Source organism: Priestia aryabhattai B8W22 (assembly GCF_000956595.1).
Classification (GTDB): Bacteria; Bacillota; Bacilli; order Bacillales; family Bacillaceae_H; genus Priestia; species Priestia aryabhattai.
In genome coordinates, this window is the sequence record NZ_JYOO01000026.1 from 12,769 (window position 1) to 38,285 (window position 25,517).

Below are 25,517 nucleotides of genomic sequence, written 5' to 3' on the forward strand. Positions count from 1 at the left end.
AGATACCTCCTTATTGAATAACGACTGATTGTCAGTCATTTTAAACGATTAAAAAACTTATAATTCTGATAATTTATTGTATGTTTTGAATGAATGTCAGTCATTTTAATAGGTGTAATATCAGCAGTGCTAATATTACACGGATGGCACAAGAGAACGCTTTAAGAACTGAAATAGTTCTTCCTTTGATTGCTGAAGTGTGACATCTTGCTCTCGCCCGATATAAAAAAGTTCAGCAGCATTTTCAATCAAATTAATCATCGTCTTAGCTGTCCATTTAACGTTAAGCTGCTTGATGACTTCTTCCTTTCCAACAGCCTGATTTAATACCTCTTCAAACCAGTTGTAATAAGGTAAATAAATTGCTTCCCATGTTTCTAATGAATAGTCAAAAGCGAGCCCTGAATAACATAAAACAAGAACATCCCTATACTCATCTGTTGTTTTATACGTTTCGTCAATCATTACCTCTAATGTACTTAAAAAATCCGTTGCAGTTTTAGCTCGTTCTTTGATTTTTTCAAGTGACAAAGAAAGTAAGTTTTCTGCAATAGCCGGAACAAGAGCATTTTTAGATCTAAAATAAAGATAAAAAGTCCCTTGTGCTACGCCTGCACGCTTTACAATGTCTGAAATTGATGTTTTATCAAGTCCTTTTTCAGATATGACTTCAATCGCTGCCTGTAAAATTTTATCGTATTTTTCACTTGTGCTTGTAACCAAATCTTTCCCTCCACCTATAAAATGAATGACTTTCATTCATTTTACTATAAGAAGCTGAAATTATGCAAGATAAAATTTTCTGAATCTTTAAATTTAATCAAAAGTTCATCCGTATGGTGCTTCAAAAATATTTTTTATTGTATCAATTTTCTCTCACGTTTCTTCTATGTCTCACTGTTTTTTTTCTTCTTTTTACAATTCAAGGTAAAAGCTGATGCAAAGCTCTTTAATCAATTATTAATGCCCGCATTTGTTTATTTGATTCCAGCCTTTTCTTCTTTGGAATCGGTGTGGTGCCAGGTGTTATCTCATCTGTTATATTTGCAATGCCTCCGACGTTTCGCTTCACGAACCTAGGTATTCGTGAAGTATCCGCTGACTTAGTAGAAGCAGCAAATGCCAACGGTTCAACAACAAAACAAAAATTATTTAAAGTACAGCTTCCATTAGCTACAAAAACAATTATGGCAGGAATTAACCAAAGCATCATGCTGTCTCTTTCAATGGTTGTTATCGCCTCTCTTGTAGGTGCTCCGGGACTTGGTGCGGAAGTATATCGTGCAGTTTCTCGACTTGAAGTCGGCATGGGCTTTGAAGCTGGAATTTCAATCGTTATTTTAGCGATTATTTTAGACCGTATTACAGAATATTTTGGAAATCGTTCAAACCAACGAGCATAAGTAAAAAAAGAAGCCAACTCCGGTGAGTTGGCTTCTTTTTATTTATTTTTGTAACACGCTACAAAGATTGCTTCTCCTTGAAACGATTCAATTCTCTGCTGATTCGTTTTGATGTCGAAAAACTGTTTAAATCCGCTTGGTATATTCAGCATATATTGAGTAAGCTCACGCTTTGTCTCTTCCGGAACATTCATCATTCCACACCAGTCATCAAATAAAAAGCGCTTTGGAAAAGTTGTCAGCACTTCTGTACGGAATCCTTGCATTTCAAGCATAGAAAGCCACTCTGTTTTTTTATAAGCACGATAATGGCTTGGATCTCTTGTCTTTTCAACTCGATTATAAAACTCGTCATAAGCATTCACTTCCGGTGCTACATTATCAATGAGCAAGAACTGTCCGCCTGGCTTTAACACTCGGTATACCTCTTTGATGAACTGTTTAATATTAGGAAAATGGTGCGGTGCAATTCTGCACGTTACCGTATCAAACTCGTCATCTTGAAATGGCATATCCTCAGCATCTCCTTGAACAAACGATACATTTTCATAACCATTTTCTTTAATGAAGCCTTCAGCACTTTGCAACATTTGAGGAGTTAAGTCAAAAGCCGTTACTTCTTGAAAGACAGGTGCTAACTTATTTGCCACGTGTCCTCCTCCTGTCGCTACATCAAGCAGCTTTCCTCCTCTATTTTCTTCAGCAATTTCCGCTAAAACCGCTAAATCTTTGCCTTTTGCATGACCTTTACTTTTGACATACTTTCCGGCATTCCCCCCGAACTGACTGACCACCATTTCTTTATTACTCATCTATTCTCCCTCCATTTCTCTCTTTAAACCTCTCTCTTACTTTGCCTAGTGCATTCACATATTTATTATGAAACGTGTGAATGTATTCTTTTTCTTTCTCCCCACTGATGAAACAATCGAAACAGCGGAGGAAGAAGCAGCCAAATGGTTAAAATCCGAAGCACTTGGACTGCTACTACTAACGTCGAATCAGCCTGCAGTACAATGGATGTAGTGGCCATTTCTGCAATGCCTCCAGGAGCAAACGCTAAAATAGACGTGATAAGCTCAATTCCAGTTATTTTGGAGACTACTAGTGCACATACGAACATAGCGGCGATTAAGCCGATTGTATTAATAAGCGCAACAACTATAATTTTTTTTACGCCAATAAACATTTCTTTATGAAAGCGAGAACCAATGCTTGAAGCAATAAAAATTTGCGATAAAATCATCACAGAATGAGGCCAGTATGCTTGAAGGTTATAGCCCGCGTACGATGAAGCAGCTGTTTGAACAATCGCAACAGTAAGCATTCCTCCTACTAACCAAGGAGCAGGAAATTTTAGTTTTTTCCCTATATAATAGCCTACTACTGCTGTAACGATTAAAACGCCTGTCCATAACAGTGAGCCCCATTGAAAAACACTTGGGGTAACTGACACTGCATGCCGTCCTGTATTACTTCCCCAATAGACCACAAATAAAGGAACAGCAAGCACAACTAAAAACACGCGCATCGTTTGAATGATGCTTACAACTGCCGTATTGGCTCCTACCTCTTCAGCCATGCCTGGCATTGCGCTCATTCCACCCGGAGTCGTACCGAAAAAGCTTGTTAATAAGTCGGTGGAACTGAACTTCCATAGCAAATAACCGGATAAAAGAGAAAAAACAACGGACAGCAAAAGCATAATCGTAATGGTGGACCAGTGAGCCTGAAACGTAGTCAACACAGATAAGTTAATCTTTTGACCTAATTCAATCCCTAAAATGCACTGTCCAGCGTACAGCCAATATTTTGGAATGCCTTTTTTGCTTGTTTGAGATAAAAAACGCGGCTTTCGAAAAGCTAGAATAGCTGCTAAAATGAGGGTCCCAAGCATCCAGCCAATGGATAAGCCTGTTAACGATAAAAGAAATCCTCCCACGCATGTTAATAAAATAAAAAATATAGATTGTAAAAAAATAATTCTTGCGTTCATATCTACTTCCTTCCTTCTACAAGGCTTTTCTTTCTTACACCGAACATTCTTCTTCTTAACTATAGTATAATTTTAGAGATAATTAAAATATCGAAATTTTATTATAAACCATTCATTTTTTTTATTCCTGGAGGGGTAGTATGGACGATCGAGATTGGCTTATTCTACAAGTGTTGTATCGAGAAAAAAACATTACAAAAGCAGCCAAGGAGCTGTTTATCTCTCAGCCTGCGCTTACGCATAGACTGCAGCAGATGGAAAAGGAATTTCATGTTCAGATCGTGAACAGAGGGCGCCGCGGAGTTCAGTTTACACCGCAGGGAGAATATTTAGTGAAGTGCGCAGAAGAAATGCTGCTTACGGTTCAAAAAATAAAAGAAAATGTGTTAAACATGGATGATCAATTAACCGGTACTTTACGTCTAGGAGTATCTAACTTTTTTACTGACTACAAACTCCCTGGGCTATTACGCTTATTTAAAGAGCGATTTCCCGACGTAGAATTCAAAGTCACGACCGGATGGAGCAGCGACATGGCTCATCTTCTTTATAAGCACGATGTTCATATTGCGTTTGTAAAAGGTGATTATAACTGGCAAGATCAGAAAGAGCTACTTTTTAAAGAAACCATTTGCATTGCGTCTGCACAGCCTGTCGACATAAACAATCTTCCCAATCTACCTCGAATTGATTATCATCAAGATCGGTTTTTAAAAACATCCGTTGATAACTGGTGGGCTGAAAATTACTCTCAGCCTCCCCTTGTCAGCATTGAAGTAGATAAAGCAGAAACATGTAAAAAGATGGTTGTAAACGGACTAGGCTATGCGATTTTGCCGAGTATGCTGCTTGATGATGCAGCAGAGATTTACAGATACACGTTAAAAACAAAAGATCAAGAGCCTTTAACGCGCAGTACATGGATGTTTTATCATGAGGATTCATTAAAAATTAACATCGTAAAAGCTTTTATTGAGTTCATTCAAAACTTGGATTTAAAAGATGTACACTGATAGAAAGAGGTTGAGACATACCGAAATGAATTTAATCTAAAGACGTACAAATGAGATATATGAACTGAACTGCTTTTGACGCCGCAGTTGATTTCCATGCAAGACTGCTAGAAGGAACGAAACAGATAAAACTATGCTCACCAAAACAAAAAAACGAACCACGAATCAAAAGTCTTGATCAATGGTTCGTTTTTCACTCCGTCTAAAATCCTTTTACCCCAACCTCTTTCTATTGTATTTATTCATCATTTGTTCCGCCCATTAAGTCAGAATACAGCTTGCTTTGCTGTTCAAGAAAAACTTTAGCACCGCTGCTGTTTTTATAAAAAGAGGTTAAATCGTTATCTTTAAGCAGCTGTTCCCATTCTTTTGTATGAACCATTTCATAAACTGCTTTATTCCAATATGCTACTTGTTCTTTCGTCATATTAGGCGGTCCCATTAGACCTCTCCAATGACTAAACGTTACGTCAATTCCCGCTTCTTTCCACGTTGGTATCTCTTTTAGCTCTTCTAGCCTTTTTGGAGAAGAAACGGCGAGTATTCTTACCTGCCCTTGTTCATACTGCTTTTTTACTTCTGATAAGGACATGGGTGCTACATCTAGCTGATGATGAACAAGCGCATCGATCACTTTATGACTGCTGTTGTAAACAAAAAACTCAAGCTTGGAAGAGTCTACGCCTGCTTTTTTATTGAGCTGCATGAACGATAAATGATCGTCGTTTCCTAATCGGGGTGATATTCCCACTTTCATACTGGATTCACTTTGATTTAACGTGCGTATGAGCTGTTTTAAATTGTATATAGGAGAGTTAGCAGGGACTACGATGACCTCCCATTCAGATGTTAAAATAGCGAGCGGAGTAAAGTCTTTATAGGTTAATTGACTTTGCCCTAGCAAATTATTTGTAATCAGCAAACTGGAATTCCCGGAAACAATATTTCCTTCTTTTCTCTGTTTAATATATTTCCACCCTTCTTCACCTTGCCCACCTATTTTATTACTAACAGAAACCGTTACCTTCACAATCTTCTTTTCCGTTAGCACTTGTTGAATGGCTCTTACTGTTGCATCTGCTCCTCCGCCTTTTGCACCGGCTGCCACAATTTCAATTTTTTCCATACCAGTGCGGTCTTTTTTAGAGGGAGAAGAACAGCTAACAAGCAATACACTTATAAACACTATCATGAGCTTTTTGATCATATATACCATCCTTCAAGGCTAATGCTACGCTAAATAGTACTTACGCTCCGGCCGTCCAATAATCCCATAATCATATTCAACGTGACATTCACCAGTTGATACTAGATACTCTAAATATCGTCTAGCTGTCGTTCTGGATACTCCCATTTGCTGCCCCATCTCTTCGATTGTAATTCCTTTGATGCTTTTTAAAATGTCTTTTGACTTTTGTAATGTGATACCATCAATACCTGAAGGAAGAGATTTATCCGCTTTTGGCTTTGTTCTGACATGTCCAAAGTACGCATCAATAAATGATTGATCAACTTCTTCATGCGTACTAAACAGTTCCTTTTTCTCTTGATATTGTTTAATAGCATTAATGAAGGATTCCATCATAACCGGCTTAATCAAATAATTAACGACGCCGTTTCTCAAACAGATTTCTACAATGTTTTTTTCTGTTGCAGCCGTTACAACGATAACGTCAACTTGTGGAAACTGCGCTCTAATCTTTGGCAGTAAATCCGTTCCCATTTCATCTGGCATATAGATATCTAAAAGGAGCAAATCTACTTTCTTCTCCTTTAGCATTTCAAGCGTCTCTTTTGCATTCAACGCTTTGCCTACAACTTCTACACCATCTACTTCTAATAAAAATCGCTCTTGAACTTGAGCAATTCGAAAATCGTCTTCTGCAATTGCGACTCGTAACATTTCGACTCTCCCCTTACTTCTCATGATTCAGTTTTTTGGAAGGTAAACTGAAAAAATGGCTCCTCCTTCTGGCTGATTATACACTTCAATAGATCCTCCAAGTTCATCTACCATTTTCTTTATATTTGCCAGTCCGTATCCTCTGTCTGTCCCTTTGGTTGAAAAACCTTTTGTAAAAATTTGATTTAGCACTTCTTCTGATATACCTGGTCCGTTATCCATCACTTCAATAATTAAATCATGACCAATATCGGTAATGAAAAACGACACTTCTTTTTCAGACTGTTGACTCACCGCTTCAAATGCATTATCAATTAAGTTCCCAATAATGATAATGAGATGAGAAATTTCAATATGTTCTGGGAGCGTATCCAGCGTACTCTCCGGATCAACCGAAAAATGAATTTTCTTTTCAGATGCTTTTCCAATCTTCCCAAGCAATATTGCTTGGACTTTGGAATCTAATATCTGATCAAATAGAATACGATTTTGCGTTTGGTGTACGGCTGATTCTTTTTGAATAAACTCAAATGCATCTTTATACTGCCCTAACTGCAGCAAACCTGACAAAACATACAGCTTATTCGTAAACTCATGCGTTTGAGCTCGTAAATCCTCTGAATACTTTCGTACTTCTGAAATTGTATTGATTAAGCTTTTTAATTCTGTTTTATCACGAAAACTAGCGACCACTCCTACAATTCGTTGATGTTCAATAATAGGTGTTAAGTTTAAGATAAACGTTTTTTCATTTAGAAAAATCTCTTGGTCGCTTCGTGCTATTCCCGTATCTAGCACTTCAATCATATTCGTATAAGGAAATACTTCAATGATATGATGATGTAAATATTCCGTCTGTAACCCTAGCATATTTTTAGCTGATGTATTCATCATCGTAATAAAGCCGTGATGATCAATAGCAATAATTCCTTCTTTTATCGAAAGTAAAATCGCATTTCGTTCACGGTATAAAGAAGCGATCTCATGGGGCTCAAGACCGAGAGTATCTTTTTTAATACTTTTAGCTAAAAAAATACCCCCAATCATACCAAGCAATAAAACAGCTAGTGAAAATAGGATAATTTGCTGAATACGCGTAATGAGCTGAGCATGAACATGAGACTTTAAAAACTCAACCGTCACCACTCCCACGACCTCCGTATACTTTCCATGACTGATGACAATAGGCGCTTTCCCCATAATAGCAGGACCTGTGGTTCCCTCTCCATCAAGCGTATAATATCCCCCGAATAATAGTGCTCTATCGTTAACCGCTTCTTTATTTTTCTTTCCTATCCATTTTTGATTAGAATGAGAATAGATGATTTGCCCGCGGTTTTGAACCACAATACTTGCTGCTCCGATTTGTTCCCTCACTTGCTCGGCAAGCGGCTGAATATAGCGACTCGGCTGTTTTTTTTGAAAAGCAGCTTTGACTTCCGGCATAAATGATATTGATTTGGCTGCTTGAAGAGCCAGCTGCTCGGCTTGCCTTTTAGATTCTACAAACTGCATGTAAGAGAAAATACTTGCTAAAAGAACAATAACAGTTATGATTAATGCCGCGGATAAACCTACGATTTTTGTTTGCAGCGATACTTGAAACCATTTTTTCATTTCATCGCACCTTTAGCCTTTACCTTATAGTTCTATTCCTCTTTTATTTTATCAAAATTTTTTGTATATCCGCTCCTTATTCCAAAAGCTTTTTAGACAAAAAAACTTATCAATCCCAAAAGCGGAATTGATAAGTTTTTAGGTTCATGATCTTTACAGCGTAATAACACCTGTAATAATAGCTACTAAAAGCATCACCATCGCTGTTCCAATCGTCCACTTTAAAGTAAAGCGCTGGAATTCACCAAGCTCGACCTTTGCCATCCCGACCAATAGATACGTAGAAGCAACTAAAGGACTTAATAAGTGAACGGGTTGACCAATCAATGAAGCGCGGCCAATTTCTGCAGCATCAATACCGTATGCTGAAGCTGCTTGAGCAATAATTGGTAAAATCCCATAGTAGTAAGCATCATTTGACATAAAGAACGTAAATGGCATACTTGTGATGGCTGTAATCACAGACATGTAAGGCCCTAACGCATCTGGAATTAATCCTACTAAGCTATTACCCATTGCATCTACCATTTTGGTACCTGATAAAATGCCTGTGAATACGCCTGCTGCGAATACAAGAGATACAACAGCGAGTACATTACCAGCATGTGCAGTGATACGCTCTTTTTGAACTTCTAAATTTGGATAGTTAATCATGATAGCGATTGCAAATCCAATCATAAATAGAATTTGAAGCGGCATAACTGCTGTGATAAGTCCTACTAATAGTAAAGCTGTTAAAGCAAAGTTTACCCATAAAAGCTTCGGACGCTTGTACTCGATTCCTTCAGCTGCTGCTGCTTCTGCGAAAGCTACTTGAGCATTTGTAACGTCTTGAATATCAATAACGCCTAAGCGCTGGCGCTCTTTTTTCCCGAAATAGTAAGCCGTGAATAATAACCAAGCAGCTCCGCCAATCATGGCTGGAATCAGTGGTGTAAACACCTGTGAAGCATCTAACTTCAATGCACTCATCACACGAGCAGTAGGTCCACCCCAAGGTGTTAAGTTCATAACTCCACTACCCATAATCGCGATACAGGCTAAAATCATTGGCTTCATGTTTAGCTTTTTATAAAGCGGAAGCATCGCTGAGAGCGTAATCATATATGTTGTTGTTCCGTCTCCGTCTAACGAGATAATAAGAACTAAAATAGCTGTACCAATTGTGATTTTTAGTGGATCACCTTTTACGATTTTTAAAATTCTTCCTACAACTGGATCAAACAAACCAGCGTCAATCATAATCCCAAAATATAAAATAGCAAACATTAACATAACACCTGTAGGTGCTAATTCTTTTACACCATTTAAAGCCATTTCTCCAATACCGCTTGTGAATCCCCCTATGATTGCAAACAATACTGGAATAACCATTAAAGCAATAAGCGGCGTTAATCGTTTTGTCATAATCAGAAACATAAATGTACAAACCATCAAAAACCCAAGAATAGCTAACATATTACCCCTCCTATTTTTGAATCCGCTTTCATAACAGTGGAAGCGATTCGTTTGTATGTATGACTCGCATATGTATGCCAGTTCGTCTATACGATTACAAAATCGCTTGTTCACTACTAAGTTGTACCTTAAAACTTTAAAATTTTCTGTTTTTTCTTAAAATAATCATAATTTACAGGAGGGTATAGTGTAAATAATTCGTACTATAAAAACTTTTAAAACTTTATGGGTAATTAAATCCTTTTTGTTCATTGGAAGGATAAAAGAAAGGAAGAGGAAAAAGATAGGGAAGTAAAAAACGGAGAGAGAGGAACTATTCTCGTGAATTATTCAATTTGAACTCTAAGAGAATACGCTCCGGGATGAGGAGTTTTATTCCATTGAGTAAGAGATTCCTCTAAAAATGGAATGTTTTTTAACTTCTTTGTTTGAAACTTTTCTATTTTTGAATATTTTTCTAAAGCATACGTATTCGCAAACATTTCTTGCGTTCGATTTCCTTCTTTTAAAAGCGTTCCATTTGTCATACGATCCACATGATGGCCTAATTCATGCAGAATGATAAAGGCAAATTGATGAGGCTTTTTGTTTTTTGTTGTATCGATAAAGACAATAGGACATTCCGTTACTGTATATTTAATATAGTCAATTTCAAACTGCAGTTTGCGCTTCTCTTTTGGAAGGTTATCATTAAATTGGCCATAGTACACACCTAACACGTCTTTTCCTTGCACCTTTACACTGCCTAAGCAATACACACCTTTTAGCCCATTCCAATCTTTTTCGTCTGTTACATTAGCAATTTCCTGCAGGGCGGCTTTTTGCTTCGCACTCATGACTCCATGAAACGTTACGCCATGAATTTGGATTTTTTCACTGCGCTTAAACATCTTCTTGCCTCCTTTGCTAAATTCCTTCTTCAGCATGTTATTTATTAATAAGTATATTCAGTCATTCACAATACATGGTTAAAAATTATGAAGTTAATGTCAAGATTCCCGTTTTGATGTTTTTTAACCCTGCGTATATGCTGCCTCGTTTATTTTCTATTTTTACTATATTACATATGTAGCCATTAATAAAATATCATTTTTTTATGATTTATCATTACTTTTTTTTATTTCTATTTTTACTTATCGATAACCTGGAGCCTGCGTATCATTTTTAAATTTAAAACCATTGCTATATAAAGAAAAGGATAGCAAAAAAACGAGTATATCGGCTTCCATTCGTTATAATAAAACACTTCTGTTTGGCCAGAAACGTATTCAAACAAAGTCGTAAGAATTACCCATACTGTAAGATATAAAGCTTTTCTAGACAAACTTTTGCTCTGCGGATAAAAATTCAAAAATACACTATTCGTCGCAGGATAAATAAAAATAAAAATTAAAAGATATTCAAAATCTACTCCTTTTGTAAAAAATCCATAAAAATCATATTTAACATCAAGATATATATCTGCTACCGATCCTAAAAACATAACAAACAAAGACGTTGTGTATATTTCTATCCAGCTGATACGCTTTGGCATAACCAATACGCTCAGAATAGAGATTACCGTTGTAAGGATTAATAGCACCATACTTACGACCTCGTTTCCTATAGGAGATAGAAACAGCTTTCCCATTGGATATTAAATTCATTCTGAAGGCTACAAATTAACACTTCGCAAAAAAAAGATGGAGACATAACGAAATCAAGCCAATCTAAGAACGAACAAATGAGATAAATGGGCTGGACTGCTTTTGACACCGCCGTTGATTTCCGTGCAAGATTTCGCCTCGCCTCTCCAATCAACAGCTAGAAGCAACTATATATAAAACCTACGTTCACCATCACAATAAAAAATCCGAACGAGCTGGATTCTCTGTCAAGAATCTCGCTTCATCGTTCGGATCTTTCTTCAACTAAACTACCTTTGCTTTAAGCTCTTTTTGTTAACGAAAGGAAATGACGCAGGAACCAAGCTCTTGCTGCCCCCATTTAAGTGAAAGCTCATCATGATGAGAAAGAGGACCTACTCCCTCAGGTGTACCTGTAAAAATAAGATCTCCTTTATCAAGACCAAAATGTTTTCCTGTGAAATCAATAATCGTTTGCAAGTCAAAAATCAAATCTTTGATATTTCCCAGCTGAACGCGTTCATTGTTTTTCACTAACGAAAAGTCTTTCTTCTTAGATGCTTCCACTCCTTCAAACGGAATAAAGTTTCCCACGACCGCTGAATGTTTGAATCCTTTTGCAAGCAGCCAAGGGTGCTTTTTTTGTTTTAATTCACTCTGCACGTCTCGAAGCGTCAAATCTAATCCAATCGTCATCTCGTCAACAAGTTCATCCACTGTTATGCCTTCTTTGTAAGATTGTCCAATATGAAGAATCAGTTCGGTTTCAAAGTGCACCTCTCCTTGGTCGCTAGGAAGAGTGATTGATTGTCCAGCTGCTTCAACAAGAGCGTGAGTAGGTTTTGAAAATAAAAAAGGTGATGTTGGAATATCATTATGTAATTCTTTTGCATGCAGTGCGTAGTTTCGCCCTACACAATAAATATTTTTAATATCTTTCACTTTCATCATCCCTTCTTTCGTTCAAATAAAGATTTTTTAACTTGTATTCTTTTATTTTACAAGAAAAAAAGATTGGGACATAATAAAATAAATCCAATCTAAAGACGGAAAATGGGGATAAATGAGCTGAACTGCTTGTGACACCCCTATTGATTTCTGTGCAACAGCTAGAAGGACCTGCGCACACGAAACCTACGTTCACCGTGACCATAAAAAAACACGAACTATCTATTTTTGATAGATAGTTCGTGTTGAACGTTAGCGAAACAACTTTTCTCACATTCTCTTTCTTTCAATCCGTTATTTTCTAGCCCATTTTGTAATGCCTTTGATATCATCTGGAGTTGTACGGCAGCACCCTCCGATTAACTGAGCACCTGCTTCATACCAGCTGTGAGCGCTGCAGCCATACGTTTCGCCCGCCGATGTCCCGTTCCATGTTTTAGATTCAGCATCATAATGCTCTCCTGAATTTGGATACACAACGACTGGCTTATCCGTTTGAGATTTAATTTCTTTAATAAGTGAAGAGATATATTGAGGCGGCGTACAGTTAACTCCAATAGCCGCTACTTGCTCATAGGAATCCAGATAGCGTGCACACTCCGAGATTAATGTGCCGCTGCTAATGTGCAGATCATCTTTTGCGCTGAACGTAATCCATGCGTACGCTCCTTCAAATTCTTCCAGCAGCCTCGCAATGGCTCTTGCTTCCATTACATTAGGAATGGTTTCACAAGCTAATACGTCCGCTCCTGCTTCAATTAATGTTTTCATACGAGGACGATGAAATTCCATTAACTCTTCTTCTGTTACGTCATACTGTCCAGTATATTCGGATCCGTTTGCTAAAAATGCTCCGTAAGGCCCTACCGAAGCGGCGACAATTGGTTTTGGACGATTAAGACGATTCTCTTCTTGCTGCCAAAATTCATCTCTTGCTTCAGCCGCAATTTTTACAGATGCTTGAATTAACTCGCGAGCCTCTGCTTCACTTAAACCACGTTTAGCAAAACCTTCAAACGTGCTTTGATAGCTTGCTGTAATGGCACAGTCAGCTCCCGCTGCAAAGTAGTCTTGGTGCACTCTCTTAATCAATTCCGGCTGCTCCATCAGCACTTTTGCAGACCATAAGCTGTCGTTTAAGTCACAGCCATATCTCTCCAGTTCAGTTGCCATTGCACCATCTAGTACAATCACAGGAAATGTATGTAAAATTTGTTGGATAGGATTCATTGTTTAATCTAGGGTTGTCCACTAGCAGTTAGCTTCGATTACCCTATCCTCCTTTCAGATAATTTAAAATATATGCAAAAAAGTCTAAAGGACTAGGCAACTTTTGTCAAGAAACCAAAGAAATGAGGAGAGGCTTATAACCAAGCATTTTTCAACCGCCTTATTCCTTCTTCTATTTCTTCTCTCTCCAAACTTCCAAAACCTAATAATAGATGAGTCTTTTGGTGAGGTGATTCCGTAAGCCAATAACGAGAAGTGCCGTAGACAGAGACATCTTGCTTTCGAGCTGCGTTAATTAACTGCTGTTCGTTCATATCGTTGTGCACGCGGACAAGTATATGCAAACCTGCATATTCTCCTGACACCGTGATGTTTTTGTTAAACTCCTTGTGTAAAGCCGTTAAAAGAGTACCGTGTTTGAGTTGATAAGCAGTTTTCACTCTTCTTAAATGCTTGCTCCACTCTCCGGTTTTCATCATCAGCCCGAGCGTCCGCTGATGAAGGGCTGGAACAGCTTGCTCGTATAATGAGAAACGTTCATGATATTCCTTTAGAAGCACTTCCGGTAATACAAGGTAGCTGATTCTTAAAGAAGGCATAAAAGATTTTGAAAATGTCCCTGTATAAATGACGCGCCCCTTAGAGTCTAAGCTTTGCAATGAAGGGATGGGAGAGCCTTTATAACGAAATTCTCCGTCATAATCATCTTCAATAACAAAACCATTGCAGTCATTCGCCCATTTAAGAAGCTCTATTCTTCTTGAAACAGGCATGATCATTCCGTATGGAAACTGATGAGATGGTGTGACATAAACAGCTCGTGCTTGGCTGTCATAAAGCTCTTGGATGTTTATGCCTTTGTTATTAAGCGACACGGGTTTTAAGGAAAATCCATGCTGTTTAAATACAAAGCTAGCCCCGTCATAGCAAGGATTCTCAAAGGCAATATCTCTGATGCTTGGCTTTAACACCTGCGCTAGTAAACTGAGCGAGTGCTGCGTACCTGCTCCGATAATAATTTGATGTTTCGAACAAACCACTCCTCTTGACTGATAAAGGTACATAGCAATTTCTTCTCGCAGTGATTCTTCTCCTTGACTTTCTTGGTACGTGAACAGCGCTTCTCTATAAGTTTGAAGACTTTCATTGTATCGTTTTTTCCACTCATTTAAAGGAAACAAACGGCTATCAACTTTTCCATACCGAAAATCATAGGTACACGACTTTGTTTCTGAGTGAGCGTGTAAAAATACAGTCGGCTTTTTATCTGTTTGCAGTAAATCAAACTGTGTATTCGTTACGTACAATCCACTTTTGGGCCTGCTTTCTACATATCCTTCAGCTAAAAGCTGCTGATAGGCCATATCTACAGTATTTCGACTTACGTTTAAGTAATCAGCAAGAGACCGGATAGAAGGCAGTTTGTCCTTTACTTTCACCCTTCCGGATACAATTTCTTTTTTTATATATTCATACAGCTGGTGATACAACGGCGTATCATCCTTGCGATTTAATAAAGGTGTGAACTTCACGCTAGCTCCTTTCATCTGTCCCTATCTTATTTTTAAAATCTGGCTCTTTTAGAAGGGATACATTTCTTTTACTATAAGTGTAGATCATCTGATTAAAAAGGAGAAGATTTAATGACTATTATTACAATTCGTCAAGCTAATGCTGCTGACATGGAAGCACTTATTTCATTAATGAACGAATACATTGTTGATTTTTACAAGCGCCCTCAGCCTGCCAAAAAGCAGCTGAGAAATTTAATTAACCACTTGTTTCACCATCCGGATGCTGGCGTTCAGTTTATCGCGACTCAAAATGACGAGGCAGTAGGTTTTTCAACGCTTTATTTTACATTTAGCACCACGCGTGTAAAACCTGTAGCGATTTTAAATGACTTGTACGTTACTGAAAAAGCAAGAGGACAAAAAATTGGGGAAAAGTTATTTTCGATTAGTCACCAGTATACGAAAGAACATCAGTATGCAGCTATGTCTTGGGAAACGGCTTATGATAATACAAGAGCCCAAACGCTGTACAGAAAAATGGGCGGAAATGTAACGAACGATGAGTGGATTCACTACGACATTTCAAACGATAGTTTATAATATTCTTCCATCCATAAAGTTTTAACACGTTCTTAACACTCCTTTCATAAATGTGTTTTATGATGAATACGACAAATAAATCAGTTTCTGTATGTATTTGTCACATTCTCTGTTAAAGTTTTCACAAAGTGTTCAAACTTTTAGTGAAAACGCTTTCTATTTTTGTGTATAATAAACATATGCAAATGAAAATGAATGTTACAGCTCGTTAATCATACACATTTTAAATATGGAAGGAGTTTTGAAAATGATTTTAAAAGCATTAAGAAAAAACGGGGCCGTTACAATTAACTATTATAAAAACGGTTTGCTTCAAACGTTTAAAGGAAAAGTACAGCGCCTAGATTTAACAGACCAAACGCTTTCATTAAAAGATGAACAGCAAAATACTTTCTCTATTCGCTTATCGGGAATTAAAGAAATTTATTGATGAATAGTTTACAGTAAAAAAGAACATGATGCTCATTCTGCTTTGCAGAAGTCATCATGTTCTTTTGATTTTAGCTTTATTTAGCTGATGTTTCTGTTTCTTCTTTCCCGTACATATATTTTGAAGGGTCGACTGTTTGGAAATCCTTCAGCTTGTGGAAACGAAGTAAGTCACCATAAAGCACTTGATCAGATAGCTCCAGTTCTTTCGCTACCTTCTGTTTATAAGCTTTCATTTGATTATTTTCTTTAAGCGCTTGGCCCGTTTTAGAATCATAATACGTTCCATCCACTAATGTATATTTCGGAGATACGTAGTTGCCATTACGGAACGCTACTACATCATCATGACCTTTAGAAAATAAATCTGTACCAAATTGGATAAACTCTTTGCTGTCAATCCCTACTAAATGAAGAAGAGTTGGCACAACATCAATTTCTCCACCGTACGTATGATTAACTCCGCCTTTTACTCCAGGAACGTGAATGAATAGAGGTACACGCTGCAGCTGAGCATTTTCATAAGGCGTAATTTCTTTTCCTATCACTTTTTCCATTGCCGCATTATGATTTTCAGAAATACCGTAGTGATCTCCATAAATCATAATCACAGAATTATCATAAAGGCCAGAAGCTTTCAGTTCTTGGAAGAAAGATTGCAATGATTCGTCTAAATAGCGAGCCGTTTGGAAATAGCGGTCAACTGTCGCATCGCCCGTGTTAGCCGGCTGTATGCTTGCCTCATTGTTTCCAAGTAAAAATGGAAAATGGTTTGTTAACGTAATTAAATGCGCATAGAACGGCTGTGGTAAAGACTGCAGCATTGGAACAGATTCTTTAAAGAACGGTTTGTCTTTTAAGCCATAATTAATTTTATTTTCACCCGTCATATTGTAATAACTTGCATCAAAAAACTTATCCACACCGAACTGCTTGTAAATTTCGTTACGGTTCCAAAACGTCTTATAGTCTCCATGCAGCACAGCGCTCGTATAGCCAGCTTTTTGATCTAAAATAGCTGGTGCTGCCTGATACGTATTGCTTCCTTTCAGCACAAAGGCGGAACCTTGAGGAAGGCCGTATAGAGAGTTGTCCATCATTAGCTCAGCATCTGATGTTTTTCCTTGTCCTGTTTGATGAAAGAAATTATCAAAATACGTAAAGTCATTTCCATGAGCCAACGAATTTAAGAACGGTGTCACTTCCTGGCCATTTAATTTGTAATCAATTAAAAAAGATTGAAATGATTCCAAATGGATTTTAATAATATTTTTCCCTTTAGCTTTTCCAAAATAAATGGGGTTAGGTTCCGCATAGTGACTGTTTTTAAAATTAACGACGTTCGTTAAATCATTGCTGCTTGCAAATGCTCGCTGTTTAGAGTTTTGAGCAGTCTGAACACCATCATACATCGTATAATTATAGGCGCCTAAATACTTTACCAAATAATTGCGGTCAAAAGTTCGAGATAGAAGCTGCGGGCGATCAATTTCTGCTAGTGTTAAGTTCACAGAAAAAACCATGAATCCTAAAGAAAGAATGGTTACAGCATTTTTAACCGATACTTTTTCATTATTCCAGTCAATCTTTTTACTAAAAAAGAAGAAAAAATAAATAATAAAATCAACAAAATAAAAAACATCATGTGCTTTTAATAAATCCATAATGCTTCCGCCCATACTTCCTGCATTACTTGTCTGCAATAGTGTAGGAAGCGTTACAAAATCGTTAAAAAAACGATAATAGAGAATGTTGCTGTATAATAGCAGCGTCATAATGAAACTGCCTGCAAGAATCCAAGCTCCTGCTTTCTTTCCTTTAAAAAACAAGCCGATTCCTAAAAAAATCAGCACTGAACTTACAGGGTTTATGAACAGCAGAATTTGCTGCATTACGCCGCTTACGCCTAAGTTAAATTCAGTTTTATAAGCCACGTACGACTTTATCCACATTAAAACAGCGGCTAATATGAAATAGTGCAGCGGCTTAGAAACGATTCGCTTCATTTTGATTTTCCTTTCTCGATTAGTTTATGAGTAGATTCACAAAGAACATATAGAAAACCTTTATCATTATACTCATAGAAAATGAAAATTAAATGAAATCCTAGCCTTCACAACTATAGATAGATTCTTTAAATTCATCTACTAGTTTACCTAATACCCACAAATAAATAAACTAAAATCACCTTTTTTATCATAAAACCCCTTCTCCCCTCATATACTGTATTCTGTTGCAACACCCGTACTGCAAACTTGTGCATTTTTTCACAATTTATCTACAAACTATCCTCATCTTGCTGTATAATAATAATTCTGCCTTGAGCATTCTCTACATTCGTATGCTTAAGTCACAGCTTTCTTTTCATAAAAGATGCACACATGAAAGGAGATGAATAAATGATTTTAAAAGCGTTAAAGAAAAACAAACATGTAACCGTGAATTATTACGAAAATGGCCTGCTTCAAACCTTCAAAGGAAAAATCCAAAATTTAAACCTAACCGACCAAACCCTCTCCCTACGAGACGAAAAACAAAACATTTTTTCCATTCGTTTGTCTGGCATTAAAGAAATTTATTAACAAAAAAGATCCTGAAGAATTCTTCTAGGATCTTTTTTGTATTTTTTATCCATAAATTATTGAAAAATAATCCAATTAATGTTAAATTAACTTTACATAATGTTAAATCAACTTAACAAATTTATTAAAAAGGCAGCGGGTGATCATATTGACTCTTATTAATCACGTAAAAGAGCTTAGAGCTAAACATGGATATACGCAAGGAGATTTAGCTGAAAAAGTTGGAGCCACTCGCCAAACCATCGCAGCTATTGAAAAGGGAAATTACGTTCCTTCCCTACTACTTGGTTTAACAATTTGTGATGTCTTTCAATTAAAAATGGAAGATGTTTTTACACTTCAAAAGGAGGAGAAAAATGTTGAGTAATGTTATTAAATCTTATTTGTTGAATGTAGTGTCTCTACTATGCGTAGGGTGGTTTTTATATGATTTTTTAAGCCTAAATATTCAATTTAGTGAAGTTATGACCCACCCTGAACCCCCGTGGGAAATTACTATGTCTATAGGCTCTTTTGCTTCCTTAATTGTGCTTTTAATCGTCTCATTGTTTTACTACCGCGCGCGTAAAAAGACGAAGAACGTTTCGCCTTTATTATTTCCTTTTGAATTTGCAGAAGAAGATGAACGTGAAAAGATGATAACAGCAGAGGCTTGTAAAAAAGCCTTTGTTTTTCTCCTATTTTCTATTCCTATAGGTGCTATATTAATAGCTTTTTATCCGCTGTTACCTAATTCTTTTAGCTTCTATCCCATTGCCGTTCTTTTGCTTCTTTCTCTTGTACAGTTAACGGTTTATTACGTATCAATTAGTAAGATTTATCGCTGATTAAAAAAAGGTTGTTACTAAAAAGAACAACCTTTTTTTAATCTAATAATTCACTGAACTCCCTACAAAAATAATCCAACCTACATCTATTTCACTATTTTTTCATTTTTTCTGTCTATATTGAACTATAACAATTGAACGATGTATGTTACCTTCCACTGCAGTTTTTCTTCAGTGTTCAGTTGCAAAATAGGAAAGATAAAAGGAGCATATCAATGGCAGCTAATAAATGGACAAAATGGATGGTTGGTTTATCAAGCGTTGCTGCATTTACCACTTTTGTAGGACTTTCTCAAAAATATGATCAAACAAATTCAACAGCTACAGCACTAAATAACGATACATCAGCCAGTAATTCATCGCAAACCCAAACGGAAGATGAGACGGACCTATTTCCAAATTCAGGACCTGACTCCAATACGGACAATGGAACTAACGGGCAAGATCAGTGGTCAAATGACAGTTCTAATGAGCAAAGTGATCAATGGTCAGACGATAATTCAAGCAGTCAAGATAATCAGTGGTCAGACGATGATTCGAGTAATCAGCAAGACCAGTGGTCAAATGATAATTCCCCCAATGGCCAGGATAACTGGGGGAATAATAATGATTCTTCTATGCAATCAAGACCTTCTTAAGGATGTGATGTAATGAGCTACTCATTTAAAGCGATGAATACCGAATTTAATGTATATCAGCTGGAAGCACCTGTAATTAAAAAAGTGGAGAGCTGGTGTTATCTTGTAGAAGAAACCCTAAGCCGCTTTCTTCCAACAAGCGAGCTTTCACAGCTTAATTCACTGAACGGAAGATTATTTTTACCGTCAAAAATGTTGTATGAAGCTGTAAAAACAGCCTCTTACTATTACAATGAGACAAACGGAATTTTCAACCCATTTCTGTATCATTCTATTCAAACTCTAGGATATGACCAAAGCTTTGAACAACTGCCTAACAACCAGCTTCCTCAAGAAGTAGCAGCTTTTGATGCTGTCAATCCTATCATGATTCATAAAGGAATGAGAAGTATTCAGCTTGCTTCTAATGTCGGTCTGGATTTAGGCGGAATCGCCAAAGGTTGGAGCATTCAGCAAATGGCGAATCAATTAAAGAAAAAAGGAACTTCACTTGGAGCAATCGATGGAGGCGGTGATATTGTAACGTGGGGGCCTGCTAGCAAGAACTGGTCCATTGCTCTGTCTCATCCATTCCATTCATCCAAAAATCTCATGAGCATTAAAGTAAAGAGTAACAGCGGCATTGCTACAAGCAGTGTGGGCAAGCGATTGTGGAAAGTCAACGGACACACTCACCATCATATTATTGACGGCAGAATCAGCAAGCCTAGTTCATCAGAGCTTCTGCAAGTAACGGTTGTTTCAGAAGACTTGACCGTTTCTGAAGTCTATGCAAAATGCATGCTTATTCTCGGATGGGACGCTGGATTAAGATTAGCTAAAATGCATCACCCTTCTTTAGAGGTAATTGCGGTTACAAAAGAAGGCAGGGTGTTAATCGAAAAACATGTGAAAGGTCAGGTATACCATTATGGCTACTCTCCTCGCGCAATTTAGTGCCCACTTTCTCGTTTGGAATACCATTCGGGCAGCCGGCTTAACTTCTTATTTACTAATGTTTGTATCAGTTGCCGCTGGCATTTCTCACAGCTTTTCGTTTTTTAAACCAAAACGAAAAAAACAGCTTTTGCTGGTTCATCAATCATCAGGGTGGTTCGGGTTATTATTTGGCATGATTCACGGACTTGTTTTATCATTTGATCAATCTATTCATTTTTCACTTTCTGACATTTTAATTCCGTTCACTTCCGATTACAAACCAATTAGCACAGGTCTCGGTACTATTTCACTCTACATTTTATTCGTACTAATTAGTACATCCGACTTTATAAAACAGCTTAGGAGAAAAACATGGAAAGCCATTCATTTTCTTGCTTTTCCAGGCTATTTGCTAGCACTGTATCACGGCATTTCTTCTGGAACAGATACACAGCAGCCGCTTATTCTCGGGATGTACAGCATCACTGGCTGCATCGTTTTAATTTTGCTTTTTTTGCGAATTCAACACCAGTCAGCTCCTAAGAACCAAAAAAAAGCTCAGGAAAACTAAAAAACGCACTCTATTATAGAGTGCGTTTTTCCTTATCCGCGTCCTGCTTGGAATGATGGGTACTGTGTCATACCGCCGTCAGCAAAGAGCGTAATCCCTGTTACATAACTTGCCTCTGAAGAAGCTAGCCATGCAGCAACCGCTGCAATTTCTTCCGGCTCTCCGATGTATCCCATTGGAATCATGCTTTCTACATCTGCACGCTGCTCAGGATCAGCAAATTTCTCAGCGTTAATCGGTGTATTAATCGCTCCCGGTCCAATGTTATTTACACGAATACCTTTTGGAGCGTATTCTAATGCAAGTGTTTCAGTCATGAGCTTCATACCGCCTTTACTTGCCGCGTAATGAACAAATAATGGCCAAGGAATTTTCTCGTGAACACTTGACATGTTAATAACTGTTCCCTTAACATCATTTTCTACAAAATATTTAATCGCTTCACGGCTGCCTAAGAATGCTCCCGTTAAGTTCGTATCAATGACTTTATTCCAATCGCTTAAAGGCATTTCATGAGATGAAACCGGATTTTCTAACCCTGCATTATTAATCATAACGTCGAGCTTTCCAAATTCTTTAATAGCAGATTGAACTAAATTGATAACGTCAGACTCAACTGTTACATCACCTTTGACAGCAATTGCTTCTCCGCCAACTTTTTTAATTTCTTCTAAAACGCTGTTAGCTTCCTCTTCTTTAGAACGATAATTCACAACTACTTTGGCTTTTTCTGTCGCAAAACGAATCGCCATTGCTTTTCCTAAACCTGTAGATGAGCCCGTTATGACAACTACTTTTCCTTCTAAATCTTTATACATTGTTAATACCCTCCTAGTTAGCTTTTGGCGAGCCCTAACATGACTCCTGCTATGATGATCAGTATAATTCCAATAATAATCCCAACTAACTGACGCTTCGTTTTCTTCTCACCTAAAATGATGATCCCGCCTAATGTTGAAATGACGATTCCCATTTGAGAAAGCGAAAAGCTTGTCGCTACGCCTACTTTAGGTTGCGAGATGAATAAAAACATATTACCAGCGGCCCAAATAAGACCTGGGATAATATTGCGAATTGCATATTTATTAAATGGCTTATGCTTAAACGTCAGCAATACTCCTCCAATAACCATACCAATTGCTTGAGGTAACAAAGCCGACCATCCGTCTACATTAAATAGACGGGCTACTACAACATAAACTAAATAACCAACGGTTGAAATTAATAAAATAACAATTCCTTTTTTGAAGTTTCCTTTTCCTTCTCCAGCCTCTTTCTCTTCTTTGCTTTGAAGTGATGTTAAAACAATCCCTACAATAATAAAGATAAGAGCGAGCACACCAAGAATGATTGAAGTTTTTGTAGACCACTCGTGAAACACAATTACTCCAAATAATGAAGTGGAAACTAACTGAAGCCCAGTTGAAATAGGCATTGTTTTAGAAACTCCAATTAAATCAATACTTTTCAGCTGATTACTTTGTCCAACTGCCCAAAATAGCCCCGATACAACTCCAACCCCAAAGATTAAAGGTGTAAGCGTAGGGTGTACAAAAATATAAATACCGATGGAGAAAATCAAAGCTCCTAATGTGGTTCCAAGCGTTTGGCTATAAGGTCCTCCGCCTAGTTTCACATTGAAAAGCACAATGCTTCCCCAAAATATGGCTGGTAAGACAGCTAACAATATGTCCATGTTTCAAAACCTTCCTGTGCTAAAATTAAATGTCAAAGTGCATATTCCCCAATTTTTCCGCCATTAATCCTTTCTCAGGGACATTTTATGAATTAATGACTGCACGAAATATTCTTTGGATAGCGAAAACTGTATACCTTAATTTGTTCTAGGAGAGAAAAAGATATACTTTCTAACGCAAAAAAACAGCTTTTCCAAATAAAAGCTGTTCTGTATGATTTAATTTATTTTTAACATATAGCGGTTAATAGGTCTCCCCACTCTGCCGTATTCAACTGATAATTTCAGCTCGTTTTCCTGTTCTAAAAACTCTAAATACCTTCTTGCCGTAACACGCGCAATTCCTACGCCGTCCGCCACTTCTTCAGCAGAAATCGGATGATTTTGTTTGGAAAGATATTGTTGTATCCTCCTTAACGTAACCGCATTTAGCCCTTTTGGAAGCAAATCGGATTTTTCTTCGAATTGCTGAAACAGCATAGAATCTAATTCAGACTGAGTAATATGTTCTTTTTGACTTATTTTAACTTGAAACGAACGATACTGCTCAAGCGCTTGCTTCATTCGTTCAAACTTGAACGGTTTCATAATATAATCCACCGCGCCGTACTGAAGAACTTTTCGTACGGTTTCAATATCACTTGCAGCCGTAACTGCTATCACGTCTGTTTTATAGCCATTTGATCGAATTTGCTGTAAGGTGGTTAGGCCATCTTGACTAGGCATGTACATATCAATAATCGTTAAATCAGGCTGATGCTGTTTAATGAGCTGTATACCTTCTAAACCATTCGAAGCTGCAGCGATAACGATGAATCCTTCAACTTGTTCAATAAATTGGCGGTTCACTTCTTGTACCATAGGATCGTCTTCTATGAGAAGCACCGTCCATTCTTTTTTATTCATTTCCCACTCCCCCTATAAAAAGAATGTAATGATAAAAGTCGTTCCAACATCTAATTCTGACTCTACTTCGATCTGACCGTTTCCTTTTTCAACAATTTGTTTTACTAAATGCAAACCAATTCCTCTATTTTCCTTTGCTTTGGTTGAAAAACCTTCATCAAAGATTCTGTCTACTTGATCTTCATTCATGCCACATCCGTTATCTTCAACTAATATAGAAAGAATGCCGTCATTTTGTTCCATACTTATATAGACCTTCCGTTCACGACGCTCCATATGCTGATACGAATCAAAAGCGTTCTCAATTAAGTTACCAATAATAATCACAAAATCATGATGATCTAAGTAAGGAGGAAATGAGTGAAGCTCGCTGTGGCGATCGATAGCTAACTCAATTCCAAGTTCTTTGGCACGGCTGACTTTACTCAACAGCAACCCCGATATACTTTCATCTTTAATATGTTTATGAAGAAATTGGGTGAGCTCTTCTTGCTGTTCAGACACTTGAAAAACGTACTGCAGAGCCTTGTCCTTATTTCCAAGTTGGATAAGTCCTGCAATCGTATGAAGTTTATTCATGTATTCATGGTTTTGAACTCTAAGAGCGCTTACAAATGATTTAACTCCTGTTAGCTCTTCAGCTAATTTTTTAACTTCTGTTCTGTCTTGAAAAATAGCGACCGCACCGACTGTGTGATTATTAACCTTAATCGGCACACGATTGCTTAAAATATTCAAATTTCGAACTTGAAGCTCTCGATTATAAACAGGCTGATTAAGCTGCAGAATTTCTGGCAGTCTTGTATCTGGAATCACATCATAGATCTTTTTTCCAATTACCTCATCGGGTACATCCATCATAATTTTCGCTTTATGATTAAAAATAGTGATGTTCTCCTCTTTATCAATGGCAATGACTCCTTCATGCATGGCATTAAAGGTCTCCGTTCGTTCTACGAACAAACGGGCAATTTCATGGGGTTCAAGCTCAAACATCTCTTTTTTAATACGAGATGCAAGCGCCCACGCTCCCCATCCTCCAAAAAAAAGAGCAAGACCTGAGATAAGAGAGATTTCTTTTTTTAAACTTAAAATGACCTCTGTAAATTTCGGAAGAAGATAGCCTGAGACAACCACTCCTACTTGTTCATGCTGATCGTTTACAACGGGCACAAAAGAGCGAATGACCATTCCGCCTTCTCCTTTTGCTTTATCGGTATAGGTATGTTCTGCAAACGCCTGTCCCTCATCATCTCCTTTAGAAATTTTTCCAATCATGCTTTGCAAAGGGTGAGACAAACGTTCATGATTCATATTCATAACCACTACATAATAAGCACCGTGAATAATGCGAATCGGCTCTACAATTTGATTAATGTTCTTGCTATCTTTTTCAATTTTTTCTCGAATTTCAGGCATTTCAGCAACTGTTCTCGAAGTGATTAAAGCCCTTTGCTCTAAATCATTTTCTTTTGACTGCACAAAATTATTAATCACGACAATACTTGCTAAAAACAACGAAAAGACCACGATAAAAAAGATTAACCCCGTCATTTTCGTTTGCATTGATAAGCGCATCATAGCGGAACACCTACTGCTGATTGAAGTTTATTTTAATTTTACCACGTTGAGAAATTGCGTGT

Annotated in this window: 26 protein-coding genes and 1 pseudogene; 10 read left to right on the plus strand and 17 right to left on the minus strand. The window is 37.4% G+C overall.

The window, feature by feature from the left end:
- Positions 1 to 135: 135 nt before the first annotated feature.
- The gene (locus tag N178_RS18705; protein ID WP_080890218.1) at positions 136 to 723 is read right to left on the minus strand and encodes a TetR/AcrR family transcriptional regulator; all 588 of its coding nucleotides are present in this window, start codon (positions 721 to 723) and stop codon (positions 136 to 138) included.
- A gap of 240 nt (positions 724 to 963) precedes the next feature.
- Here N178_RS18705 and N178_RS18710 point away from each other — a divergent pair.
- Positions 964 to 1,403, plus strand: a pseudogene (locus N178_RS18710) (ABC transporter permease); the annotation flags it as partial.
- Between the two features lie 38 nt (positions 1,404 to 1,441).
- On the opposite strand, the gene N178_RS18715 reads toward N178_RS18710, so the two are convergent.
- Together N178_RS18715 and N178_RS18720 are read right to left on the minus strand one after the other, a co-directional pair.
- Entirely contained in the window at positions 1,442 to 2,215 is a 774-nt protein-coding gene (locus N178_RS18715; protein WP_045294015.1) for a class I SAM-dependent methyltransferase, read from the minus strand.
- A gap of 65 nt (positions 2,216 to 2,280) precedes the next feature.
- Complete coding sequence (locus N178_RS18720) at positions 2,281 to 3,399, minus strand: AbrB family transcriptional regulator (protein WP_045294017.1); 1,119 nt, start codon at positions 3,397 to 3,399, stop codon at positions 2,281 to 2,283.
- A 140-nt stretch (positions 3,400 to 3,539) separates the two neighbouring features.
- Between N178_RS18720 and N178_RS18725 the strand changes: the two genes are divergently transcribed.
- The gene (locus tag N178_RS18725) at positions 3,540 to 4,412 is read left to right on the plus strand and encodes a LysR family transcriptional regulator (RefSeq protein ID WP_045294019.1); all 873 of its coding nucleotides are present in this window, start codon (positions 3,540 to 3,542) and stop codon (positions 4,410 to 4,412) included.
- Between the two features lie 238 nt (positions 4,413 to 4,650).
- Here the strand turns inward: N178_RS18725 and N178_RS18730 are convergent, their stop codons facing one another.
- The 9 genes from N178_RS18730 to pdxR form a co-directional block, all read right to left on the minus strand.
- Positions 4,651 to 5,619 carry a tripartite tricarboxylate transporter substrate binding protein gene (locus N178_RS18730; RefSeq protein WP_045294021.1) on the minus strand — a complete coding sequence of 323 codons (969 nt, stop codon included), beginning with the start codon at positions 5,617 to 5,619 and terminating at the stop codon, positions 4,651 to 4,653.
- Positions 5,620 to 5,643: 24 nt separating this feature from the next.
- Positions 5,644 to 6,315 (minus strand): response regulator, encoded by a 672-nt coding sequence (locus N178_RS18735; RefSeq protein ID WP_029324842.1) that lies wholly within the window; start codon positions 6,313 to 6,315, stop codon positions 5,644 to 5,646.
- A gap of 27 nt (positions 6,316 to 6,342) precedes the next feature.
- A complete protein-coding gene (locus N178_RS18740; RefSeq protein ID WP_045294024.1) occupies positions 6,343 to 7,932 on the minus strand; it encodes an ATP-binding protein in 1,590 nt (529 codons plus the stop codon).
- Between the two features lie 153 nt (positions 7,933 to 8,085).
- Positions 8,086 to 9,390, minus strand: coding sequence for a CitMHS family transporter (locus tag N178_RS18745; protein WP_045294026.1), 1,305 nt, complete (start codon positions 9,388 to 9,390; stop codon positions 8,086 to 8,088).
- A 326-nt stretch (positions 9,391 to 9,716) separates the two neighbouring features.
- Positions 9,717 to 10,280, minus strand: coding sequence for an ImmA/IrrE family metallo-endopeptidase (locus tag N178_RS18750; protein ID WP_045294028.1), 564 nt, complete (start codon positions 10,278 to 10,280; stop codon positions 9,717 to 9,719).
- 239 nt (positions 10,281 to 10,519) lie between these two features.
- Positions 10,520 to 11,020 carry a CBO0543 family protein gene (locus N178_RS28050; protein WP_420329710.1) on the minus strand — a complete coding sequence of 167 codons (501 nt, stop codon included), beginning with the start codon at positions 11,018 to 11,020 and terminating at the stop codon, positions 10,520 to 10,522.
- 310 nt (positions 11,021 to 11,330) lie between these two features.
- Positions 11,331 to 11,963 (minus strand): fumarylacetoacetate hydrolase family protein, encoded by a 633-nt coding sequence (locus N178_RS18760; protein WP_045294032.1) that lies wholly within the window; start codon positions 11,961 to 11,963, stop codon positions 11,331 to 11,333.
- Between the two features lie 294 nt (positions 11,964 to 12,257).
- The gene (mmuM, locus tag N178_RS18765) at positions 12,258 to 13,193 is read right to left on the minus strand and encodes a homocysteine S-methyltransferase (RefSeq protein WP_045294034.1); all 936 of its coding nucleotides are present in this window, start codon (positions 13,191 to 13,193) and stop codon (positions 12,258 to 12,260) included.
- Positions 13,194 to 13,327: 134 nt separating this feature from the next.
- On the minus strand, positions 13,328 to 14,725 hold the full coding sequence (pdxR, locus tag N178_RS18770; RefSeq protein ID WP_045294086.1) for a MocR-like pyridoxine biosynthesis transcription factor PdxR: 1,398 nt from the start codon (positions 14,723 to 14,725) through the stop codon (positions 13,328 to 13,330).
- A gap of 111 nt (positions 14,726 to 14,836) precedes the next feature.
- Between pdxR and N178_RS18775 the strand changes: the two genes are divergently transcribed.
- Both N178_RS18775 and N178_RS18780 read left to right on the plus strand, forming a co-directional pair.
- Positions 14,837 to 15,307, plus strand: coding sequence for a GNAT family N-acetyltransferase (locus N178_RS18775; RefSeq protein WP_045294036.1), 471 nt, complete (start codon positions 14,837 to 14,839; stop codon positions 15,305 to 15,307).
- A gap of 229 nt (positions 15,308 to 15,536) precedes the next feature.
- On the plus strand, positions 15,537 to 15,737 hold the full coding sequence (locus tag N178_RS18780; protein ID WP_074893948.1) for a YolD-like family protein: 201 nt from the start codon (positions 15,537 to 15,539) through the stop codon (positions 15,735 to 15,737).
- 76 nt (positions 15,738 to 15,813) lie between these two features.
- Here the strand turns inward: N178_RS18780 and ltaS are convergent, their stop codons facing one another.
- Positions 15,814 to 17,742 (minus strand): lipoteichoic acid synthase, encoded by a 1,929-nt coding sequence (gene ltaS, locus N178_RS18785; RefSeq protein ID WP_045294040.1) that lies wholly within the window; start codon positions 17,740 to 17,742, stop codon positions 15,814 to 15,816.
- A 393-nt stretch (positions 17,743 to 18,135) separates the two neighbouring features.
- On the opposite strand from ltaS, the gene N178_RS18790 reads away from it, so the two are divergent.
- The 6 genes from N178_RS18790 to N178_RS18815 all read left to right on the plus strand — a co-directional run bounded on the left by N178_RS18790 (position 18,136) and on the right by N178_RS18815 (position 21,272).
- Positions 18,136 to 18,318, plus strand: a complete 183-nt coding sequence (locus N178_RS18790) for a YolD-like family protein (protein ID WP_013081871.1) — start codon at positions 18,136 to 18,138, stop codon at positions 18,316 to 18,318.
- A 148-nt stretch (positions 18,319 to 18,466) separates the two neighbouring features.
- Positions 18,467 to 18,685, plus strand: a complete 219-nt coding sequence (locus N178_RS18795) for a helix-turn-helix transcriptional regulator (RefSeq protein WP_013081870.1) — start codon at positions 18,467 to 18,469, stop codon at positions 18,683 to 18,685.
- Positions 18,675 to 19,145 (plus strand): DUF2178 domain-containing protein, encoded by a 471-nt coding sequence (locus N178_RS18800; RefSeq protein ID WP_045294043.1) that lies wholly within the window; start codon positions 18,675 to 18,677, stop codon positions 19,143 to 19,145. The genes N178_RS18795 and N178_RS18800 overlap by 11 nt, the downstream gene beginning before the upstream one ends.
- Before the next feature lie 215 nt (positions 19,146 to 19,360).
- The gene (locus N178_RS18805; RefSeq protein WP_045294045.1) at positions 19,361 to 19,783 is read left to right on the plus strand and encodes a hypothetical protein; all 423 of its coding nucleotides are present in this window, start codon (positions 19,361 to 19,363) and stop codon (positions 19,781 to 19,783) included.
- A 12-nt stretch (positions 19,784 to 19,795) separates the two neighbouring features.
- Positions 19,796 to 20,719 (plus strand): FAD:protein FMN transferase, encoded by a 924-nt coding sequence (locus tag N178_RS18810; RefSeq protein WP_045294046.1) that lies wholly within the window; start codon positions 19,796 to 19,798, stop codon positions 20,717 to 20,719.
- The gene (locus N178_RS18815) at positions 20,694 to 21,272 is read left to right on the plus strand and encodes a ferric reductase-like transmembrane domain-containing protein (protein ID WP_045294048.1); all 579 of its coding nucleotides are present in this window, start codon (positions 20,694 to 20,696) and stop codon (positions 21,270 to 21,272) included. The genes N178_RS18810 and N178_RS18815 overlap by 26 nt, the downstream gene beginning before the upstream one ends.
- 32 nt (positions 21,273 to 21,304) lie before the next feature.
- Here N178_RS18815 and gdh read toward each other — a convergent pair whose 3' ends face one another.
- The 4 genes from gdh to N178_RS18835 all read right to left on the minus strand — a co-directional run bounded on the left by gdh (position 21,305) and on the right by N178_RS18835 (position 25,455).
- Positions 21,305 to 22,090, minus strand: coding sequence for a glucose 1-dehydrogenase (gdh, locus tag N178_RS18820; protein WP_045294049.1), 786 nt, complete (start codon positions 22,088 to 22,090; stop codon positions 21,305 to 21,307).
- Positions 22,091 to 22,107: 17 nt separating this feature from the next.
- Positions 22,108 to 22,968: a RhaT/GlcU family sugar-proton symporter gene (locus tag N178_RS18825; protein ID WP_045294051.1), complete on the minus strand. Its 861-nt coding sequence runs from the start codon at positions 22,966 to 22,968 to the stop codon at positions 22,108 to 22,110.
- Positions 22,969 to 23,187: 219 nt separating this feature from the next.
- A complete protein-coding gene (locus N178_RS18830) occupies positions 23,188 to 23,874 on the minus strand; it encodes a response regulator (protein ID WP_045294052.1) in 687 nt (228 codons plus the stop codon).
- A gap of 12 nt (positions 23,875 to 23,886) precedes the next feature.
- On the minus strand, positions 23,887 to 25,455 hold the full coding sequence (locus N178_RS18835; RefSeq protein WP_045294054.1) for an ATP-binding protein: 1,569 nt from the start codon (positions 25,453 to 25,455) through the stop codon (positions 23,887 to 23,889).
- Positions 25,456 to 25,517: the final 62 nt, after the last annotated feature.

What these genes read in the sequence shown, in the direction of transcription:
- N178_RS18725 (WP_045294019.1), top strand. Translation starts at nt 3,540, where the DNA reads ATGGACGATCGAGATTGGCTTATTCTACAAGTGTTGTATCGAGAAAAA.
- N178_RS18720 (WP_045294017.1), bottom strand. Translation starts at nt 3,399, where the DNA reads ATGAACGCAAGAATTATTTTTTTACAATCTATATTTTTTATTTTATTA.
- N178_RS18730 (WP_045294021.1), bottom strand. Translation starts at nt 5,619, where the DNA reads ATGATCAAAAAGCTCATGATAGTGTTTATAAGTGTATTGCTTGTTAGC.
- ltaS (WP_045294040.1), bottom strand. Translation starts at nt 17,742, where the DNA reads ATGAAGCGAATCGTTTCTAAGCCGCTGCACTATTTCATATTAGCCGCT.
- N178_RS18745 (WP_045294026.1), bottom strand. Translation starts at nt 9,390, where the DNA reads ATGTTAGCTATTCTTGGGTTTTTGATGGTTTGTACATTTATGTTTCTG.
- N178_RS18815 (WP_045294048.1), top strand. Translation starts at nt 20,694, where the DNA reads ATGGCTACTCTCCTCGCGCAATTTAGTGCCCACTTTCTCGTTTGGAAT.
- N178_RS18735 (WP_029324842.1), bottom strand. Translation starts at nt 6,315, where the DNA reads ATGTTACGAGTCGCAATTGCAGAAGACGATTTTCGAATTGCTCAAGTT.
- N178_RS18740 (WP_045294024.1), bottom strand. Translation starts at nt 7,932, where the DNA reads ATGAAAAAATGGTTTCAAGTATCGCTGCAAACAAAAATCGTAGGTTTA.
- N178_RS18760 (WP_045294032.1), bottom strand. Translation starts at nt 11,963, where the DNA reads ATGAAAGTGAAAGATATTAAAAATATTTATTGTGTAGGGCGAAACTAC.
- N178_RS18805 (WP_045294045.1), top strand. Translation starts at nt 19,361, where the DNA reads ATGGCAGCTAATAAATGGACAAAATGGATGGTTGGTTTATCAAGCGTT.
- N178_RS18825 (WP_045294051.1), bottom strand. Translation starts at nt 22,968, where the DNA reads ATGGACATATTGTTAGCTGTCTTACCAGCCATATTTTGGGGAAGCATT.
- mmuM (WP_045294034.1), bottom strand. Translation starts at nt 13,193, where the DNA reads ATGAATCCTATCCAACAAATTTTACATACATTTCCTGTGATTGTACTA.
- N178_RS18835 (WP_045294054.1), bottom strand. Translation starts at nt 25,455, where the DNA reads ATGATGCGCTTATCAATGCAAACGAAAATGACGGGGTTAATCTTTTTT.
- N178_RS28050 (WP_420329710.1), bottom strand. Translation starts at nt 11,020, where the DNA reads ATGGGAAAGCTGTTTCTATCTCCTATAGGAAACGAGGTCGTAAGTATG.
- N178_RS18775 (WP_045294036.1), top strand. Translation starts at nt 14,837, where the DNA reads ATGACTATTATTACAATTCGTCAAGCTAATGCTGCTGACATGGAAGCA.
- N178_RS18715 (WP_045294015.1), bottom strand. Translation starts at nt 2,215, where the DNA reads ATGAGTAATAAAGAAATGGTGGTCAGTCAGTTCGGGGGGAATGCCGGA.
- N178_RS18780 (WP_074893948.1), top strand. Translation starts at nt 15,537, where the DNA reads ATGGAAGGAGTTTTGAAAATGATTTTAAAAGCATTAAGAAAAAACGGG.
- N178_RS18800 (WP_045294043.1), top strand. Translation starts at nt 18,675, where the DNA reads ATGTTGAGTAATGTTATTAAATCTTATTTGTTGAATGTAGTGTCTCTA.
- gdh (WP_045294049.1), bottom strand. Translation starts at nt 22,090, where the DNA reads ATGTATAAAGATTTAGAAGGAAAAGTAGTTGTCATAACGGGCTCATCT.
- N178_RS18750 (WP_045294028.1), bottom strand. Translation starts at nt 10,280, where the DNA reads ATGTTTAAGCGCAGTGAAAAAATCCAAATTCATGGCGTAACGTTTCAT.
- N178_RS18790 (WP_013081871.1), top strand. Translation starts at nt 18,136, where the DNA reads ATGATTTTAAAAGCGTTAAAGAAAAACAAACATGTAACCGTGAATTAT.
- N178_RS18810 (WP_045294046.1), top strand. Translation starts at nt 19,796, where the DNA reads ATGAGCTACTCATTTAAAGCGATGAATACCGAATTTAATGTATATCAG.
- N178_RS18830 (WP_045294052.1), bottom strand. Translation starts at nt 23,874, where the DNA reads ATGAATAAAAAAGAATGGACGGTGCTTCTCATAGAAGACGATCCTATG.